The 19,433-nt window shown below is 37.0% G+C and carries 17 protein-coding genes and 1 tRNA gene; 5 read left to right on the top strand and 13 right to left on the bottom strand.

Annotation, left to right across the window (positions count from 1 at the left end; translation table 11 throughout):
- The first annotated feature begins 283 nt into the window (after positions 1-283).
- Genes RICGR_RS00495 through RICGR_RS07360 form a run of 3 tightly spaced genes read left to right on the top strand, consistent with a single transcriptional unit; the run spans position 284 to position 2,972 of the window.
- Positions 284-1,072 (top strand): uroporphyrinogen-III synthase, encoded by a 789-nt coding sequence (locus RICGR_RS00495; protein ID WP_006035041.1) that lies wholly within the window; start codon positions 284-286, stop codon positions 1,070-1,072.
- Positions 1,051-2,085, top strand: coding sequence for a uroporphyrinogen-III C-methyltransferase (locus tag RICGR_RS00490; protein WP_006035673.1), 1,035 nt, complete (start codon positions 1,051-1,053; stop codon positions 2,083-2,085). Before RICGR_RS00495 ends, RICGR_RS00490 begins: the two co-directional genes overlap by 22 nt.
- Entirely contained in the window at positions 2,085-2,972 is an 888-nt protein-coding gene (locus RICGR_RS07360) for a heme biosynthesis HemY N-terminal domain-containing protein (protein WP_006035229.1), read from the top strand. The genes RICGR_RS00490 and RICGR_RS07360 overlap by 1 nt, the downstream gene beginning before the upstream one ends.
- A 13-nt stretch (positions 2,973-2,985) precedes the next feature.
- Here RICGR_RS07360 and RICGR_RS00480 read toward each other — a convergent pair whose 3' ends face one another.
- The 10 genes from RICGR_RS00480 to rpsO form a co-directional block, all read right to left on the bottom strand.
- Positions 2,986-4,215, bottom strand: a complete 1,230-nt coding sequence (locus RICGR_RS00480) for a dihydroorotase (RefSeq protein WP_006035530.1) — start codon at positions 4,213-4,215, stop codon at positions 2,986-2,988.
- Positions 4,212-4,670, bottom strand: a complete 459-nt coding sequence (pyrI, locus tag RICGR_RS00475) for an aspartate carbamoyltransferase regulatory subunit (RefSeq protein ID WP_006034998.1) — start codon at positions 4,668-4,670, stop codon at positions 4,212-4,214. The genes RICGR_RS00480 and pyrI overlap by 4 nt, the downstream gene beginning before the upstream one ends.
- A 20-nt stretch (positions 4,671-4,690) precedes the next feature.
- Positions 4,691-5,605, bottom strand: a complete 915-nt coding sequence (gene pyrB, locus RICGR_RS00470; protein ID WP_006035265.1) for an aspartate carbamoyltransferase — start codon at positions 5,603-5,605, stop codon at positions 4,691-4,693.
- Between the two features lie 83 nt (positions 5,606-5,688).
- Entirely contained in the window at positions 5,689-8,883 is a 3,195-nt protein-coding gene (carB, locus tag RICGR_RS00465; RefSeq protein WP_040615051.1) for a carbamoyl-phosphate synthase (glutamine-hydrolyzing) large subunit, read from the bottom strand.
- Positions 8,884-8,888: 5 nt separating this feature from the next.
- The gene (carA, locus tag RICGR_RS00460) at positions 8,889-9,941 is read right to left on the bottom strand and encodes a glutamine-hydrolyzing carbamoyl-phosphate synthase small subunit (RefSeq protein WP_040615301.1); all 1,053 of its coding nucleotides are present in this window, start codon (positions 9,939-9,941) and stop codon (positions 8,889-8,891) included.
- A 2-nt stretch (positions 9,942-9,943) separates the two neighbouring features.
- Entirely contained in the window at positions 9,944-11,011 is a 1,068-nt protein-coding gene (locus RICGR_RS00455) for a tRNA-dihydrouridine synthase (protein ID WP_006034830.1), read from the bottom strand.
- A gap of 160 nt (positions 11,012-11,171) precedes the next feature.
- Positions 11,172-11,257 (bottom strand) — tRNA-Leu (locus tag RICGR_RS00450).
- Between the two features lie 16 nt (positions 11,258-11,273).
- Entirely contained in the window at positions 11,274-11,660 is a 387-nt protein-coding gene (locus RICGR_RS00445; protein WP_006034953.1) for a rhodanese-like domain-containing protein, read from the bottom strand.
- Positions 11,660-13,798 (bottom strand): polyribonucleotide nucleotidyltransferase, encoded by a 2,139-nt coding sequence (gene pnp / locus RICGR_RS00440; RefSeq protein ID WP_006035402.1) that lies wholly within the window; start codon positions 13,796-13,798, stop codon positions 11,660-11,662. Before pnp ends, RICGR_RS00445 begins: the two co-directional genes overlap by 1 nt.
- A gap of 106 nt (positions 13,799-13,904) precedes the next feature.
- The gene (gene rpsO / locus RICGR_RS00435; protein ID WP_006034835.1) at positions 13,905-14,162 is read right to left on the bottom strand and encodes a 30S ribosomal protein S15; all 258 of its coding nucleotides are present in this window, start codon (positions 14,160-14,162) and stop codon (positions 13,905-13,907) included.
- A gap of 494 nt (positions 14,163-14,656) precedes the next feature.
- Between rpsO and RICGR_RS00430 the strand changes: the two genes are divergently transcribed.
- Both RICGR_RS00430 and nth read left to right on the top strand, forming a co-directional pair.
- Positions 14,657-15,292, top strand: a complete 636-nt coding sequence (locus RICGR_RS00430) for a helix-turn-helix domain-containing protein (RefSeq protein ID WP_006035773.1) — start codon at positions 14,657-14,659, stop codon at positions 15,290-15,292.
- Between the two features lie 76 nt (positions 15,293-15,368).
- Complete coding sequence (gene nth / locus RICGR_RS00425; protein WP_006035237.1) at positions 15,369-16,010, top strand: endonuclease III; 642 nt, start codon at positions 15,369-15,371, stop codon at positions 16,008-16,010.
- An 18-nt stretch (positions 16,011-16,028) separates the two neighbouring features.
- On the opposite strand, the gene hemC is transcribed toward nth, so the two are convergent.
- The 3 genes from hemC to RICGR_RS00410 all read right to left on the bottom strand — a co-directional run bounded on the left by hemC (position 16,029) and on the right by RICGR_RS00410 (position 19,169).
- The gene (gene hemC, locus RICGR_RS00420; protein WP_006035958.1) at positions 16,029-16,964 is read right to left on the bottom strand and encodes a hydroxymethylbilane synthase; all 936 of its coding nucleotides are present in this window, start codon (positions 16,962-16,964) and stop codon (positions 16,029-16,031) included.
- A 15-nt stretch (positions 16,965-16,979) separates the two neighbouring features.
- The gene (locus RICGR_RS00415; RefSeq protein ID WP_006035817.1) at positions 16,980-17,888 is read right to left on the bottom strand and encodes an acyltransferase; all 909 of its coding nucleotides are present in this window, start codon (positions 17,886-17,888) and stop codon (positions 16,980-16,982) included.
- Between the two features lie 87 nt (positions 17,889-17,975).
- The gene (locus RICGR_RS00410) at positions 17,976-19,169 is read right to left on the bottom strand and encodes a D-alanyl-D-alanine carboxypeptidase family protein (protein WP_006035678.1); all 1,194 of its coding nucleotides are present in this window, start codon (positions 19,167-19,169) and stop codon (positions 17,976-17,978) included.
- Between the last annotated feature and the right edge of the window lie 264 nt (positions 19,170-19,433).

Here is a 19,433-nt window from a genome sequence, read left to right as displayed (position 1 = left end):
GTGGATGAACCGCACTTATCGTGTTCGGTTTCCAACATTTCAAAACGTGGAGCCAGAAATCATTTCATAATCCGCCGAGGTAAAAAGTATAGATAATAAAGAATATTCGTGATAAATGAATGATCAGAAACGCTCACAGTAGAAATTAGCTTATCCAATCATATTAACATGATACCACCCTGTCTTTCCAAGCAAAGATCTCGATTTAATCCGGTGTCCTCCTTTAAATCATGAGATTAAAATCAGCATTGATTCTCTCTACAAATACTATTATTTTATAACGATGGTGGCTTTATATAATTTACGCGTTCTTATAACACGGCCTTTACACCAAACCAGTGAATTAACCACTCAAATCCAAAATTGTGGTGGCTTCGTTGTTCATTTTCCAACATTGGAAATTAATCAAGTACCGAATATAAAAAAAATAAATTCCGAACTAAAAAAACTTAACCACTACCATTTTGTTATTTTTATAAGCCCTAACTCCGTTTTTAACACAGCCCCGTCTATTCACGCTATTTGGCCCCATTGGCCTTGTAGTACGAAAACTATCGCTACAGGCCTTGGCACCGTATCCGCACTAAAACAACATCATTTACCCAGCCATTTTCATCCTGAAAAAAACTATACGGGAATGGGCATCATAAACCTCTCAATATTACAAACAATAAAAGGGAAAAAAATTCTAATCATAAAAGGTCAAGGCGGTCGTTTAAATCTAATAAAAAATTTAAAAACACGCGGCGCCAGCGTCAATAATCTTGTTGTTTATAAAAGACAGCTGCCTGCTATTGAAAAACAGTGTATTCCTAATCAGGAGGACATTGATGTCATTATTTGTACTTCGGGGACAGGACTCAAGAATTTGGTCACTCTCTTGCATCCGCGCTGGGAAAGTCATTTATTTAAAAAACAAATGCTTGTCATTAGTCCTCGATTGGCGGTCATTGCAAAAAAATTAGGCTTTGTCAAATTGCCTTTAATAGCGGATAATGCAAGTCATGACGCTATCCTACATACTCTGTTTTCCTGGCAGGAGCAACCGATATGGAAGCACAACCCCATTTAGAAGAACCCGAAAAAAGACTTAAAAAAAATAAGCCTCGATCGAAACGCTGTTTTACGGCATGGGCTGCTATTGGATTACTCCTCATCACCTGGATAAGTTTATTAGTAGGCTTCAGTTATTTATGGTTAAAAAATAGAGATGAAATAAAAAATTATCAAAATCAACAATCCTCGCTTCAGACACAGATTTTAAAAAATCAAGCGGAGAACAATACTTTACAACAACGCGTCAAGCAATTAGAAAATTTTATAGAACAAAAATTTTCAAGTCACGATAATCGTATTCTGCTCTCTAATGCGCATCATTTGATACAATTAGCACAATACAATCTTATTTATTTTCATGACATTAACACTGCTTTGTCTGCCCTCACCTTAGCGAATAACCAATTAGGTTCCATTATGAGTTCAGATATTCAATTCGAAAAGCTTCGCCAATTATTGAGTCAATATTTAATTCGTTTAAAAGAGTTGCCTTCTACTGATTTAACGGCTGTTTTTAATCAGATAGACACATTAAAAAAACAAGTTTCTCGGCTACCATTATTGCCCTCGAAAAATTCACTTCTCGTTCCATCCACAGAGTCCAAGGCCAACAACACGTCAGAAAAAAAATGGCAACATAAACTTCGAGACAGTCTAAATAGCTTTCGGCAATTAATTGTCATTCGACGCTTAAACAAGCCAATAGAGCCATTACTGCCCGAAATAGAACAACATTATTTGCAACAAAACCTACATTTATTGTTGCAACAAGTTCAATGGGCGTTCATACATCATGAGACGATGATTTATCAAATGAGTTTACAGGAATTTCAAACCGTTATCATGGAACATTTTTCAACGGATTCGCCGCTGACACAAACCGTGTTACAAACGATTAATCAATTAAAACAAATCAATTTACAATCTCCATTTCTTGATTTAAACCCATTATTGGAAATCATTGCCACGATTGAGAAAACCCAGAACACTACTTTTGCTGTTACCGCTAATCAAAAGGAATCCTCTTGATGTATCGGTTTTTAATTTTTTTATTTGTTCTTTTGCTTTCAATTTGGATTGGCGTTCAATTAACCACTGATCCAGGTTATCTATTAATTTCATGGCATCAATTTGCTTTAGAAATGCCACTTTGGCTTGCTGTCTTAATCATCAGCTTTAGTTTTATTTTAATTTATTATTTCATTCGTTTCTTTACATTTATATCCATGCTTCCAAAGCAATGGCACCAAAAATTAGAGAAAAAGCGTTTAGAGAAAACAACGATGCTAACCGATCAACGTCTTTTTTCTTCCATTTATCAAAAACCACATCATTGGCACTCTATTTTAAAAATTTTACCTCAACTGGAAAATAAGACCTGGATATCGAGTCATCAATTTCAACAATTACAACAAGAAAGTTATGAAGGCCTATTAAACGAAGAAAAATATACCTCCGATTTAGCAACATTGGAGCAACTATGGAATAACTTACCCCCTAAAATAAAAAAAGATCCTCTCCTTTTAAACGACTATATTCAAGGTCTTATCAACCATCATCAGGACGCGAAAGCGGAATCATTAATCATAAAACAGTTAAAAAAACAATGGTTTGGTCCGCTTGCTGCGACTTATAGCCTGATTAAAAGTCCTAATCCGACACACCAGTTAGCCATCACAGAAAAATGGCTAAAAAAACATCCAAGCGATCCTTATCTTTTATTAAGCTTAGGTCGGCTGTGTCGGCATAGAAAATTATGGGGAAAAGCTCAGGATTATCTCGAAAAAAGTTTAAATTACGATCCGTCGAATGCCGAGGTTTATTTGGAATTAGGTCAATTATTTGAAGATACAGAAGAACCTTTTAAAGCACTGATTTGCTTTAAAAAAGGATTAACAAAATATATCCAAAAATAAATTAAACTCCTCATTAGGTCATCTTGCTGAGGTCATAAATGCGGCCTTTTAATATCGTTATCACGGGCCAACCTCTCAAAAAACGTCCTCTAAAGGGCGACCATTGGCATTTTGTACTCAGATACTTTTCTTGAACTTTTTTTCCTAACGATAAATCCACTAATACATAATCATCGTGGCACTGGGTTAAATGGAATATTTTTTTTGCGCGATAAGACGTTAAATTGACAATATCTGTTAAGGTGATTAAATCTTGGTGATATGCCTCTAATAGGAGTGGTAACGCTGTTTCTATGCCCGGTACCCCCGATGGGCATAATCCATACGGTTTGGCCTTTTCTTCTTGTGTATGCGGCGCATGATCGGAGCCTATTGTATCAATAATTCCTAATTTTATTGCCGAAAATAATGCTCTCTGATGTTCTGAAGACCGCAACGGTGGATTCATTATCGCCTTTCCGGCTAAATCGGGATAATCATTAACATTTAAAAATAAATGGTGTGGTGTTGTTTCTGCGAAAATCGGGAGGCCTTCTTCTTTTGCTTGCGCAATTAAATCAATTTCTTGGCGTGTGCTCACGTGCAAAATATATAATCGTGTTTTGTATAAACGAACAAGCTGAATTGCTTTTTTTACTGCGATTATCGCCGCTGATTCATCACGAATTTCAGAATGAATCGAGTAGGATTGTACATCCCTAAATTTCTTCCTATTTTCTTTTAAACGCACTTCATCTTCGGCATGAACGGCAACGAGCATATTCTCTTTGGCAGCTAATTTAAAAATAGCATGCAGACTTTCTTCATCATCAATCACTAAGCCCCCAGTACTACACCCCATAAAAACTTTTATACCAATAACCTTATCGTTTACTTTTTTTATTTCATGTAAATGGTGTTTGTCCGCACCAAAAAATAAATGATAACGAAGGGGAATTCCTATTGCTTTTAACTGTTTATCAATAAGCGCTTTTTTTTCTATTAAGGCTTCTTTGGTTATCGTAGGGGGCAATGTATTCGGCATATCGAAAACCGTTGTATAGCCGCCTTTGATACTTGCCTTAGCAGCTGTTGTCCAATTTTCCTTGTATTCCAATCCTGGCGTGCGAAAATGGACGTGTGGATCAATGAGTCCAGGGAATACAAGAAGATGTTCTGCGTCTATGATAATATTTTGATCGCTCTCTATAACAATATTTTTTCGTTTATTTTCTGGAGTACATACATTTTTTATTTGAATCATAAACAAATCTCTTCAACTTCACCGCGTTCAAATAATTTTTCACAATAAAAACAGCGTAGTTTAAATTGATTGGACGATCCTTCTAATTCAAAATAACTCTTTTTTTCTACGTGGGTTATGCAATTTAAATTAGGACAAACTAAAATATCGCGTATAACATGGGGTAATTCACATTTTATTTTATGACTCACTTTAAAATTTTTAATTCGGTTAATCGTTGCGCCAGGCGCGAAAACAGCCACGTGATCAACTTCTCCGGACGTAAGCAATCGATTTTCAATTTTAATTAAATCTTTTAATTTTAAAGACGTACTCCGCAAATTCAATCCTAAGGTCACGCGTTGTTTACCGTTGATTACATGTAATAAACGCATAATTTTGAGTGATTGTCCGGGAGGTATATGATCGATAACAACCCCATTTTTAATGGCTGAAACGGAACGCGTTTTGATCATGTTTTCATCCAAAAATCGATTTAAAACTTAAATTTTTTATCCAATATCAGCGCTAGAATAGCCTGTCTCACATAAACTGCATTAGCAACTTGTTTAAAATATAACGCAAAATGCGTCTCATCAATTGATTTATCCATCTCCTTTCCTCGGGGTAAAGGATGTAATATATTCAAATTAGGTTTCGCTTTTTTTAATTTATCCTCGGTCAGAGTACATTGGTTTATATAGAGCTGATTTTCGGATGAAGTAAATCGTTCATGTTGTAATCGGGTCATATATAAAACATCTACTTTAGAAATCACCTCCTCTAAATGAGTATGGAAAGAAAATCGAATACCTTTATATTTTAATTCATTTGCTATTGTTTCTGGCAACGGTAACAACCCGGGAGATATTAAAAATAAACGCATATTAAATAAACCACACAACTGCACTAAAGAGTGAATCGTTCGTCCATATTTCAAATCGCCGACTAATGCAATCGATAATCCCTCTAAATTGCCTTGTGCTTCTTTTAGCGTAAATAAATCAGTTAACGCCTGAGTAGGATGTTGATTTGCACCATCTCCAGCATTAATAATAGGCTTATCAGAAATTTCAGCCGCCAAACGCGCCGCGCCTTCAAATGAATGTCGCAAAATAATCAGATCGGCATAACAAGAAATTGTTTTGATTGTATCTTGTAAATCTTCACCCTTTTTAATGGAAAGACATTCGCTATCGGAAAATCCGATAACGTGCCCGCCTAACTGTAAAGTCGCTGTTTCAAACGATAAACGTGTTCGTGTGGATGGCTCGAAAAAACAATGTGCAATTATTTTTCCGATCAAATATTTCTTTGGTGAATTTTTTTTTATTTTTTTTGCTAAGTTTAATATCACATTAATTTCATTCAAAGAAAGATCACGAATGGATATAATATCTTTTTTAATCATTTTAAACCCAGTCAGTTTTTCTCTAAATTATATACGGATGTCTATCAAAAATCCTTCACTGTGTTTTTTAATACGCTCATTATTTATTCTTTTTTGAGCACTAAATTTTGCCAAGATTCTATCGGTAATCTTTTATTCCATAAATGAACTAAACACTGTAAAACGATCAATGCAATCTGTGCATTCGTAATTAATGGAACATGATGATCAATTGCCAAACGACGAATTAAAAAACCATCGGTTTGTTGTAACCCTGTCATAGAACTCGGTATATTAATGATTGTTGCTATTCTGCGTTGTGAAATTAAATCCCTAATATTGGGTTTTTTAATTTCGCTTGTCTTGTTCACAAAATAAGAGGCAATTCCATGCTGTGATAAAAACCGGTGTGTCCCTTCCGTGCTGTAAATAAGCCAATCGTGATCATCTAAATGTCTTATCCACGGTAGGAGTTTAAGTTTGTAGTTATCCGAGATACTTAATAAAATTTTCTTTTCTGTAACATTTTGATCCGTTGCGAGCCATGCCTTATAAAAAGCTTCTATTAAATTCTCAGCAATGCAAGCTACTTCTCCTGTTGAGGCCATCTCAACTTGGGCAACAGGATTAGATCCTTTTAAACGATTATAGGAAAATTGTGCTGCTTTGACGCCCACATAATCAAGTTCTAAAGTTTCATACTGTTTGGGTTGGTGTTTATTCAGCATCACTTCGGTCGCTATGTGTATAAAATTATGGCCTGTGACTTTTGAAACGAACGGAAAAGAACGGGACGCGCGCAAATTACATTCAATAACCTGAATAGCATTATTTTTAGCGATAAATTGTATATTGAATGGGCCCGTTATATGTAATGCTTTTACAATTTTACGCGCAATTTTTTTAGTGCGTCGTATGGTTTCCAAATATAACTTTTGGGGAGGTAATACCACCGTTGCATCTCCAGAATGAACGCCTGCATTTTCGATATGTTCTGAAATGGCTTCAATCACGATCTCACCCTGCTTCGCAACACCATCAATTTCTAATTCTTTTGCTTCTTGAACAAATTTAGAGACCACAACGGGATGATCGTGTGAAACATGTGCCGCAGCCTGTAAATGATGCTCCAAAGATTCTGGATCAAAAACGACGTTCATTGCAGAACCAGATAAAATATAGGAAGGTCTAATTAAAACTGGATAGCCCACCTTCGCTGAAAAAATTTTTGCTTTTCTTAAATTGGTAATGCTTTCCCAGGCCGGTTGATCAATGTTGAGTTTCGTTAACAAAGCAGAAAATTTTTCTCGATTTTCAGCTTGATCAATAAACCTCGGATCCGTACCCAATAACTGATAACCTGCTTTCGCTAACGGTACTGCCAAATTATTGGCAATCTGTCCGCCGACCGAAACAATGATCCCTTTTGCTGATTCAAACTCTAAAATATCTTGTACCCGTTCAAATGTGAGCTGTTCAAAATACAAACGATCAGACTCATCATAATCTGTTGAAACTGTTTCAGGATTCGAATTGATAATAACGGTCGTTTCATTCAAACGACGCAACGTGTGTGCCGTATTAACCGCACACCAATCAAATTCGACCGATGATCCAATCGAGTAAGGTCCAGAACCTAATACAATAATAGGTCGGCGCTTGGCAGGAGAAATATCATGTTCAATGGCATGATAACTGAGATAAAGATAATTAGTATGGGCGATAAATTCTCCCGCCAATGTATCTATTTGCTTCACAAAAGGGATAATGCCATAGTTTAAACGTAATGCTCGTATTTGTTTTATCGATTTTTTTTTTGCTTTAGCAATAAAACGATCTGAAAAACCCGCTTGTTTTAGCTGGCGAAAAAGATTTTTATCTAATTTATTCACATTTAACTTTTTTTCTAATTCTGTCAGTTGATGAATTTGAGCCAAAAACCAAAAATTAATCTGTGATAAACGCTCCGCTTGAGAAATCGAACCTCCCCTTTTAAAAAATTGATACAAGGCAAATAAACGCCTATCTGTCGCACATTGGATTTCTTGACGGGGATTATCAATTTTTTCTGGATAATCCATTAAACACGTAACGCCTTTATTCAACATACCCACTGCTTTTTGTAGCGCTTCAGAAAAAGAACGACCGATTGCCATTACTTCACCAACACTTTTCATTTCAGTTCCAATGGTTCGCTCAGCGGCCTTTAATTTATGCGTATCCCACCGTGGAATTTTTACGACAATATAATCTAAGGCCGGTTCAAAAAAAGCACTGGTGACCTGTGTGACACTATTTTTTATTTCACACAAACGGTATCCCAATGCCAATTTAGTGGCAATAAAGGCGAGAGGATAACCTGTTGCTTTAGAGGCTAATGCACTCGAACGAGATAAGCGTGCATTCATTTCTATAACACGGTAATCTCCATTTTTTGGGTTAATCGCAAATTGAATATTACACTCGCCAATAATATTAAAGTGTTCAGCAACTTGCAAAGCCATCGTCCGTAAGTGCTGATGTTGATCATTATTTAAGGTCTGTGCAGGGGCTACAACAATACTTTCTCCGGTATGAATACCCATCGGATCCATATTTTCCATATTACAAATAGTTAATGCATTCCCTTCTTGATCGCGAACAATTTCATATTCAAATTCTTTCCATCCGAATAAATATTCTTCTATTAAAATTTGGGGGGCCGACGCTAAGCTTTCTTGAGCACGATGTTCAAGCATTTCTCGATGAGTAATTTTTCCAGAACCTAACCCCCCCAAAGAAAAACCTGAACGTAACATAATCGGATAACCGATCTTTTCGGCTGCTTGCAATGCCTCAGAGACTGTTCGGACTGCAAAACTCAGCGGAGTTTTAATGTTAATTTGCTCTAAAACGGCTTTAAAAAGATCCCTGTCTTCTGTTCGACGTATCGATAGAACCGATGTACCTAATACGGTCACTTTATATTTTTTTAATAGACCTTTTTCCTCTAAATCCAAACCTAAATTAAGTGCTGTTTGGCCACCAAACCCCAATAAAATTCCATCGGGTTTTTCTTTACTAATAATTCGTTGAACGGTATCCAAATTTAAGGGTTGCAAGTAGATTTTGTTCGCTAAATGGGGGTCCGTTTGCACGGTAGCAATATTTGGATTGATTAATACCGAAGTAATTTTTTCTTCTTTTAATGCTTTAATAGCCTGTGAGCCTGAATAATCAAACTCGCCCGCTTGACCTATACGGAGCCCACCTGATCCCAAAATCAAAATTTTTCTAAATTTAATTGGTTTTTTTTTCATAATTTTTATAAGGTGCGATAGAAACGTTCAAATAACCACTGCGTATCTGTAGGCCCTGGTGCTGCTTCAGGGTGAAATTGGACAGAAAAAAAAGGTGCTTTTTTATGTTCAATTCCTGCAACCGTTCCATCATTTAAATTTCGAAACAATACCCGCCAATGGTGAGGCAATGTTTTTTCATCCACTGCATAACCATGATTTTGTGACGTCAAATAACATCGTTGTGTTGGTAAATAAACGCAGGGCTGATTTTGAGAACGATGACCAAAAATTAATTTATAGGTTTTAGCCCCCGCGGCTAAGGCCATTAATTGAGTACCTAAGCAAATACCAAAACAAGGTTTCTTTTTTTCTAACGCTTTTCTTAAAATGGTTATTGTTTTTTTACACAATTGGGGATCACCTGGACCATTGGAAATAAAAACACCATCAAAATTCTCTTGACTATAATCGTAATCATAAGGAACCCGCTTAATTTTTATCGGAAACTTTAATAAACAACGTAAAATATTTTCTTTCAGACCACAATCAACGACAATAACTTTTTTTCTACCTGTACCGTAATTAATCGGCTGACGAATAGTCACTTGTTTTACCCAGTCAATCGCATCAAATTCAATAAAATCATATTGTGGCTTATTGAATTGAGTAATAATTCCTGTCGTTACGCCATTCTCTCTTAAACAATGGGTTAAAGCGCGTGTATCCACTCCAGCAATAAAAGGTATATTTTCATTTTCAAACCAACTCAGTAATGAATGTTGACTGGTACAATTTGAATAAAATGTAGCGAGTTCAGAAACGACAACGCTCTTCACTTGAATTCTGTTAGATTCCCACGTCGTTGGCGCAGAAACGCCATAATTCCCAATCAAAGGATACGTAAAGCATAATATTTGACCCGCATAAGAAGGATCAGTTAATGACTCAACATAACCTAACATCCCTGTGTTAAAAATAACTTCACCCGAAACTTCGAAAGTTTGAGTCGATTGAGTGTATCCTAAAAAACGCTCACCTGTTTTTAATACTAATTGTGCGGAAACTAATTTCTTCATGATCATGACTGTTGATGAAATTGCATTGCAAGATAGGGATTCCACATCACACCTGTTGCTGATAGCACAGCATCGGCACCCCTATCAAAAAATTCATCAAAATGTTCAGCTACAGTAATGCCCCCCATCCCTACAATAGTTAAATTTAGTTTTTCTTTTTGATTAATTTGGGTTAATTTCTTAACACTTTGCAATGCTAACCGACGAATTGGATAACCTGAAATCCCACTATATATTCTTTTTCCAAACGCAGGACGATGGTTTTGATTCAATACACGCATACTGATTGAATTGATAGCACTTATTCCTCTTACGCCTGCGCGTGCAGCAGAAATTAATAATTTTAACGGGAACTCATGCTCATGAATGAAGCCTATTTTTAATAATAGAGGAATATCACCGACGCATTTCACAACACGTGTTGTTATTTGAGAAACACAGTCCATATTTCGATAAAGTGGCTCATCTGATTTCATTAAATTAGGACATGAGAAATTGAGTTCGATAATATCGGCACCGGCTTCTTTAGCCATTAACGCTGCGGTCATAAAATCTTGTGACATTGCTGACAGTGAATGACCTTCGCCATAGACGGATACAATCAATACTTGACCGTCCACTAAGGCGCTTTTTGAAAAAGCAATATCTTGCATCACGACACGAGGTTCCAAACATCCATTACCAAAAGAATTGCTAATAGCTATTTTATTATTTATTTCAATTATTTTTTTTGTCGATACCACTTCGTCCAAATCTGAATAATCGAATTGTTTGTCAACCTGAATAGGAACAATATTAGGTAAAGGATGTGTAGGGTACGCTTTGCAACGTATGGTTTTATAAGTCAATATATCAAAGCCAAGCTGTGCTAATAATGCAATGCCCTTACCCGTTGTTACAGCACATGCGGCCACGCCAATTTTTGAGGCCAAAGAATAACCTAGAAAAGAAACCCACTGTGTTTTATCTGGCCAAATTCGAAGGGTTGGCGTTACTGAGATAGAAGGATTATTGAAGTTTTCTTCAAAAGTTTGATGAATGTCGTAGAGGGGCGGTGATGCACTCAACATGCGATATAACTAAAAATAATTTAATTTATTAAAACTGACATTCCCTAAAATACCACGTTTTTTGTCCCTCGCTTTTCAAGGAACACTTAACATACGCAACGTCATCAGTCTGGTTATGAACGGTTCACAACGATAATTTTTTGTTAAATTATTCTTCGAATGGTGCCGAGAAGAGGACTCGAACCTCCACGGGTTTTACCCCACAAATACCTGAAACTTGCGTGTCTACCATTCCACCACCTCGGCATTTAGAATCGTTCATTTATTCTTTCTTTTTAGTTATTGGATAACCGGCCTTTAACCAGGCTCGAAAACCACCGACTAACGACGATACATGACAATATCCCATTTTTTGTAAATTATAGGCCGCCAAGCACGATCGAGAGCCTCCTCCACAATAAACGACAATTTCCGCTTCAAAATCAGGAATGATTTTCTCAATATCGCGCTCAATGATTCCCTTACTCAGTGAACGTGCAGGAGCAATAAATCCCTGTTGAAATTCATGCGTTTCACGTACGTCAATTAAATAAAAAGAATGTTGATTATTAATTTTTTTATTCAAATCAAAGACGGTTAATTCATGGATATCCGGCTTAATTTTATTCACTAAATTAATAAAACTTGATAAAACACGCTTTTGATTCATCACGAATGCACTTCATTTTCCATTTCTACTTCAATATCTTTCATCGTTAAACGAATCCGACCTTGTCTATCTATTTCAAGGACTTTAACTTTCACAATTTGACCTTCACTTAATACATCACTCACTTGTTCAACACGCTCTTTAGAGATTTGTGAAATATGTACTAAACCATCACGGCCAGGTAATACGTTGACAAAAGCACCAAAGTCTGTCAGTTTAACAATTGCACCTTCATAAATACAACCCACTTCCACTTCTGCTGTTACCTTCCTAATGCGCTCTATTGCATTTTGGCAAGCCTGTGAATCAGATGTCGAAATCCTAACCATACCATCATCACTAATATCAATTAAAGTCCCTGTTTCTTCCGTAATCGCCCGAATTGTTGCGCCTCCTTTTCCAATTAAATCACGTATTTTTTCCGGATTTATTTTTAACGTTGTTATGCGAGGCGCATAAGGAGAGACCTCTATACGTGGTTCGGCTAACGCTTCTTTCATTATACTTAAGATATGGAGACGACCCTCTCTTGCCTGATTTAAAGCAACTTTCAAAATTTCTTCGGTAATGCCTTCAATTTTGATATCCATTTGCAACGCCGTCACACCATCAACGGTGCCTGCTACTTTAAAATCCATATCGCCCAAATGGTCTTCATCACCTAAAATATCCGTTAATACTGCAAACTGTTCACCTTCTTTTATGAGGCCCATTGCAATCCCAGCAACGTGTTTTTTTAAAGGAACTCCAGCATCCATTAAGGCAACACTTGCCCCACAAACGGTTGCCATCGAACTGGAACCGTTTGATTCGGTGATTTCAGAAACGACCCGTAATACATAAGGAAAATCAGATTCACTCGGCAATACCGCACGTAAGGCGCGTTTTGCTAAATTTCCATGCCCAATTTCACGTCGTTTCGGGCTGCCTATTTGACCCGTTTCGCCGACGCTATAAGGAGGGAAATTATAGTGCAACATAAAGGTTTCTCGTCCTTCACCGTCTAATGCCTCTACCGTTTGCGCATCTCTATCGGTACCCAATGTTGTCACCACAAGCGCTTGTGTCTCACCTCTTGTAAACAAGGCTGAACCATGCGTACGCGGTAAAAACCCAGGCTCAATAGTAATCGGACGAACTGCTTTTTTATCACGCCCATCAATACGTGATTGGCCGGATAAAATGCGACTACGTACTATTTTTTCTTCTCGTTTTTCTAATACGAATTGAATCGCTTTTGCTGTAATCCCTTTTTCTTCATCTAACCATTGTGCCATTGTGTTTTCTCGTATTTCATCGAGCTTAAATTTACGCATAAACTTTTCTGGGATTTGATAAGCTTCAGTTAATGAAGTGTCAATAGATTGGATTATCGCTTGTTCAACATGCGCATCCATAGAGACTAACGTTTTGATATCCCAAGCCGGTTTACTGGCTTCTATGGCAAGCTCTTTTATCGACTGAATGACCCCTTGCATTTGTTGATGACCGAACAAAATAGCCTTCAACATAATTTCTTCGCTAAGCTCAGCCGCTTGGGATTCGACCATTAATACCGCTTTTTCTGTAGCCGCCACCACTAAATCCAAATCAGACGTTTCGAGTTCTTTCATACTGGGATTTAAAATATACTGCCCGTCAGCGTAACCGACTCTTACTGCAGCGATGGGTTCCTTAAAAGGAAGGCCAGATAAAGCTAAGGCGGCAGAAGCGCCAATTAAAGCAGGTATATCTGGATTAATATCTGGGGTCGAAGATAAAACCGTCGCAACAACTTGTACTTCATTATAAAAACCTTCAGGAAATAAAGGACGAATAGGCCTATCAATTAAGCGCGACGTTAATATTTCCTTTTCGGAAGGCCGGCCTTCTCGTTTAAAATAGCCCCCAGGAATTCGCCCAGCAGCATAAGTACGCTCTTGATATTGAACGGTTAATGGAAAAAAATCTCGATTTTCATCCGTTTGTCGTTTATTTCCAACGACAGTGACTAAAACAGTCACGCCTCCCACGCTTACAAGCACAGATGCTGTTGCCTGACGGGCAATTTTTCCTGTTTCTAAAATAATTTCTTCCGAACCAAACTGAACGACTTTCTTTATCGATTTACTAAAAATAGAATGACTTAAAGTTGACACGCTTACAATCCCTCAAAAAAAACAAATGGGCGAAAGTTAGCGCCCATGATATAAAATAAAATGCTTTTCAACAATTGCGAAAAAGAAAAGCCCTAAGAGGAACGTTCTAACCACGTAAGCCAAGCTGCTTAATCAATGTTAAATACCCCTGTAAATTCACGCTTTTAAAATACTTCAGTAATTTTCGACGCAAATCAACTTTCTTTAATAGGCCTTGGCGCGAATGATTATCCTTCTTGTGCATTTGAAAATGAGCATTGAGCTGCTCGATTTCTCCCGATAATAACGCAATTTGAACTTCTGGGGATCCCGTATCACCCGGAAAGCGTTGATATTTAGCCAATATTTCACTTTTAGCCAGCATAAAGCCTTTTTACCTCTTATAAAATGAACTCGTTATTCTATGCATTATATCTGCAACTGACAAGAAATATTTCTACTTTATCTTAATTAAATCAAATAATATTCGATAATAATTCTCGGCCAATCAAAAAGGTAAGTAAAATGCTTACGACAGCACTATGAGCCTCGCATTACTCTCTCTTTTTACGTTTGAATGCGCTTCTTTTATTCTTAGACGTTTAACCGAGTTGTTCTTCTATCCTACTTCATGTAAAAAACATTGACCTATAACGATGTCATAAAAAACCCTTTTTAAGCTGTCCTAAAAACGCTGCCAAAGACAACTTCTCATTATTTAGCATATAAATCCTGTGTCATGTTAGAATACCCGCCCTGCGTTATTGAAGAAGGGTAAAATAAACTCTTCATTTATTATCTGCGTTGGAATTTATCAGCATGGACAGGTAAAATTACCGCTAACCAATAAGTGAACACGATATGAAAACGACTAGTAGGATGAGTAGAATTCTTAAAGAATTAATGGCTGAATTAGGAATTAATGAATCAGAGCTTGCACGACGCACCGGGATAGGCCAGCCCGTAGTCCATCGAATTTGTTCAGGAGAAACAGATAATCCTAAAGTTGCCACGTTAAGTCCAATCGCTAATTTCTTTGCAATTTCCATTAGCCAGCTCATTGGCGATGAACCTTTACCTGCGGATCGTATTCCAGGTACTTTTAACCCGGGTGTTCAAGGATGGCGTCAAATCCCCTTGCTCACCTGGAAACAAGTACTTTATTGGCCGGATCTCTCCGAAAAATCAACACCTCTACCCAGCATTTCGACCGATGTCCCTATGAGTCAATATGCCTACGCTGTTTCTGCAAGAGACACGACCATGGAGCCTCGTTTTCCAGAAGGGACTTTACTCCTGATTGACCCTGATCTAAAACCAAATAGCCTTGATTTTGCTATCGTTCATATAGAGGGACATGAATTACCTCATTTTAAACAAATTTTAATTGATGGAGGGCATACCATTCTTAAACCTTTAAATACCGATTTTAAAACATTGCTATTAGATAAGCCTCACCGTTTTCTCGGTGTCATGGTTCAATCGAGAATGGATTTTAAAAAGAAAAATAATTAACACAAAAAATATCACGTGTAAATTACTAACCTACCTGTTTTACAACTAAAAATACTTGTTCTTCAGCAATAGAAATATGAATCAAAAAAAACGGGATACTATTTTTCAGCGGTTTCAGACGCATAACCCTCACCCAACCACGGAGTTAAATTATACGTCACCTTTTGAGTTATTAATTGCAGTCATTCTTTCTGCTCAAGCGACGGATAAATCCGTGAATAATGCAACCCAATCCTTGTTTAGCAAAGCGAATTCACCAAAAAAAATAGTTGCGTTAGGTTTATCTGGTTTAAAAAAATATATAAAAACAATCGGCTTATATAATACCAAAGCAAAAAATATATTAAAAACCTGTAAAATTTTGCTGGCCAATTATCAAGGGCACGTTCCTCATCATCGTGAAGCGTTAGAGAGTTTACCGGGCGTTGGACGTAAAACCGCTAATGTCATCCTGAATACTATTTTTCATCAGCCCACCGTTGCAGTCGATACGCATATTTTCAGAGTGTGTAATAGAACGAGTCTGGCCACTGGAAAAACACCACTTGCCGTTGAAAAAAAGTTATTACAAGTCGTTCCTCAAAAATACTTAAAAAATGCACACCATTGGCTCGTGCTCCACGGACGTTATATTTGTTTGGCGCGCAAACCCAAATGTCCTATCTGTATCATCTGCGATCTGTGTGAATATCCCCATAAAACGTTATTGGTTAAATAGGAATGTCTATTTTTCAACTTATTTAATTCTTTTAAATTTATTTAAAATTTCTTCAACGCCAAGCGCACGTAAATCCTGAGCCGCTAAAAATCCAATTTTTTCCGCTTCCACTCTCGGCCCTTGTTTCTCTACTTTAATTTGTGTCGTGCCATCGGAACTTCCAACGAAAGCCTGTAGGCGAATGAAGTCTTGACCTAAAGAAGCCGCATAAGCTGCCAAAGGCACTTGACAACCGCCTCCCAATTCCCGACTTAACGCACGCTCCGCTAATACACAGGAATGCGTGATTGGATGAATCAACGCAGAAATATACGTTAAACTTTCCTCATCATTTTCATGACATTCAATTCCTAATGCGCCTTGACCGGGTGCTGGAAGAAAATGATCTATTTCAAAATATTCACTAATACACTCTGTTTTTTTTAAACGAATAAGACCTGCCGCTGCTAAAATGATTGCATCAAATTCACCTGCAGCCAATTTATTTAAACGCGTTCCAATATTTCCCCTTAATACACCGATCTTTAAATCTGGACGTAACGCTAGCAGTTGTGACTGACGACGTAAACTTGAGGTACCTACATAAGATCCGGGCGGCAATTGCGTGAATAATCGATCCGATCTTGAAATAAGCACATCACGAGGATCGCAACGTTTGCAAATAGCGCCTAATACCAACCCTTTTTCTAACGTCATAGGAAGATCTTTTAAAGAATGAACCGCTATGTCTGCTTGACCATGAAGTAAAGCAGCTTCTAATTCTTTAACAAAAAGACCTTTACCGCCCCATTGATTTAAAGAATGAGAGGGTCTGTCTCCTTCTGTAACAAATGGAAGTAACGTAATTTTCAAAAACGGAAAAATTTTTTCTAATTGATTTTTAATGCTTGTTGCTTGCCAATAGGCTAAAGGACTTTTTCGAGTGGCAATACGTAAAAATTTTTTTTTGCTCACCGCTGACCTCGGTTTTTAAAAATTTTGCAATTTAAGTTTGATAAGCTGATCTTTCTTTCTCCATAATTCGTTTAATTTTTTTTGAAAACTTATCCGATAATAACGATCATTTTTATAATCACCTCGCCACTCTTTCGTAATCGTTATTGTTTCCACATCAATAATTATTTTTTTTATACTCCCTGATAAAAAATCGAATAAACTGACTTTACCCGGAGGGTAAATAATCGTTACATTCAGAATTTTATGAAAAAAATCACCTAAAATAGCAAGACTAGAGGCAATACCTGCTGCCTTGGGTCGTAATAAATAATGATAAGGTGATTTTTGTAAATCATGTTTTTCCTTTGAAAAACGTGTGCCTTCAACAAAATTCGCAACAGTTGTCGGAATTTTCTTAAATTGAGCACTCGCTTTTTTCGCGGTTTCAATATCCTTATTTTTTAATTCAGGATATTGAGCCAATTTGGTTTTACTATATCGATGCATAAATGGAAAATCTAATAACCAACATGCCCAACTGGCTATCGGCAAAGTCCACAGTAATTCTCTTTTAAGAAAAAACTTTAACGGTGGGATTTTATTACTAAAAATAGATTGCAAAATAAGTATATCCGCCCAGGACTGATGGTTAGAAATAAGTAAATACCATTCTTTTAAAATTAATTGATCGAGCCCTGTCACTTCCCATTTCATAGGGATTAAGTATTTTAAAAGAAAATAATTACTGCGTAGCCAAACGCGATGTAGATGTTCCATTAATTTTTTTGTCCATTGTCGCCATTTCGTAAACGGAAAAATAAAACGCAATAAACCGACACTCATTAATGGAATAAACCAAACGATAAGGCTAATAAGATATAAAATCGCGGTTAGCGAGGCTCTTAAGAACCTATATAAATTATTCACCACTACTTTGAACATGAGGATTCATACTCAATGCACATAAAAACCGATTGCTTTATCAAAAAGCACCTCATTTTAAAAATTAATTTTTAATTTATCGCTCACTTAAATCTTATTCAATAACAAACTCGTGCGATCAACTAAATTTCGCCACACACCACCCTTGGATAAATTTTCTAACGCAATCAGTGGCGCAGAAGCAATCAATTTATCATTGACAAGTAAGTTTGCGTGACCAATAATTTCTCCTTTCTTAAGGGGTGCTTTTAAATGAGGCCTAAAAACCATCGTCATCATCGGTTTTTTAGTGAATCCCAGTGGAAGTGTCACATACAGATCGGTGGCGAATCCCGCTTCAATTTTAGAACGTTCACCAAACCAAACTTTCGTCGTCGCTAAATTTTCACCGGCATTATAGAGTTTACGAGATTCAAAAAAACGAAATCCATAGGTTAATAATTTTTGACTATCTTGAGCTCTTACCTCATCGGAAGGAGCGCCCATAACAATTGTAATTAAACGTAACCCATTTTTTTGACCCGAAGCGGCTAAGCAGAAACCTGCTTCATTGGTATGCCCCGTTTTAATTCCATCAACATCAGGGTTCCGCCATAATAAACGATTACGATTAGGTTGTTTAATCCCATTATAAGAAAACCATTTTTGCGAATACCATTTATAATCTTCTGGAAAATCAAGAATTAAAGCACGGGCTAAAATCGACATATCCCGTGCGGTCGTATAATGATTAGGATCCGGTAATCCATCCACATCCACAAAATGTGTATTTTTCATCCCCAATCGTGCAGCTTGCTGATTCATCAAATTAACAAACGATTCCTGACTCCCGGCGATATATTCTGCCATTGCCACACAGGCATCATTTCCCGAATCAACGATCATTCCTTGCATCAAGTCTTGTACACTGACTTTGTCACCTACCTTAACAAACATTTTAGAGCCCCCCGTTTTCCACGCCGCTTCACTGATGGGAACTAAATCAGTAAGATGTATACGGCCTTGCTGCAAAGCCATAGAAACCACGTAAGAAGTCATCATTTTTGTTAAACTTGCTGGCGCAAGATGTTCGTCAATATTTTTACTTGCTAAAATTTTACCGCTATAAGCATCCATTAATAAGTAAGCTTTCGCATTTACGTTGGGAGCAATCGGTGTAAATGTGGGCTGAGCCATGGTAGGCGCTGTAATAGGAATTACTGGATCCGCTTTAACGACAGAACCCAAGAGTCCTGTCATTAAAATCACTAACGTTAAAAAAAGTAACTGCCGCTTCAACATAGTCAATGCCTTATACAAGTGAAGATTAATTCGATTTCGCTTATATACTAATATTAGATTTTAATAGAAGTCCAGATAAAAAAGCTTACTGAGATTCAATCGGTCTGAAAACTTTACTAATAAGATAATCTATTGACTTCAACATTGACGTGTTGAGGTCGATAACGTGTTTCATTTAAAGCGAAAACGTCATTAAAGAACCTGTTCAATAATTTCTATTCCTAAAATAGAGAAAATTAATTTTGTAAGCCTTTTAACTACGTG

This window comes from Rickettsiella grylli (assembly GCF_000168295.1).
Classification (GTDB): domain Bacteria; phylum Pseudomonadota; class Gammaproteobacteria; order Diplorickettsiales; family Diplorickettsiaceae; genus Aquirickettsiella; species Aquirickettsiella grylli.
This window is presented reverse-complemented; position numbering and strand designations above follow the sequence as displayed.